Annotated in this window: 1 pseudogene; it reads left to right on the forward strand. The window is 57.5% G+C overall.

Annotated features, from left to right (window positions below):
• A pseudogene (locus HMPREF2907_RS07990) lies at positions 1-489 on the forward strand (hypothetical protein); the annotation flags it as partial.

Here is a 489-nt window from a genome sequence, read left to right on the forward strand (position 1 = left end):
CGGTCTGAAAGCAGGCGATGTCAACATCACTGCCGACGGTATCAACGCAGGCGGTAAGAAAGTGACCGGCGTCGCCGCAGGCACCGTCGCCGCAGGCAGCACCGATGCCGTCAACGGCGGACAACTGCACCAGGTTTATGAACTGATCGGCAGCAACGGCGGCAACGTCAACACCGCACCGCCGTCAGTCGAAGCGGACGGCAAAGCAGGCTTGGGTAATATCAAAAACATTACCCTGGTGGACAACAGCAACAATCCGAACGTGACCAACGTTACGAACGAGACCAAGATTGCCCAGTCCAACGGTTACAGCCTCGTGACCTACAACGTCGAAGACCAAGGCATGTACGTGACCAACAACGTCATCGAAGCCGTAGGCCGTATGAACGAACAAGGTATCAAGTTCTTCCATACCAACGACGGCGAAGTGAACCCCGACGTACAGGCACGCAACGGCGAAGACTCCAGCGCGAGCGGCGCATACGCCAC

The sequence above is a fragment of the Neisseria sp. HMSC055H02 genome (genome assembly GCF_001813335.1).
Classification (GTDB): Bacteria; Pseudomonadota; Gammaproteobacteria; order Burkholderiales; family Neisseriaceae; genus Neisseria; species Neisseria sicca_C.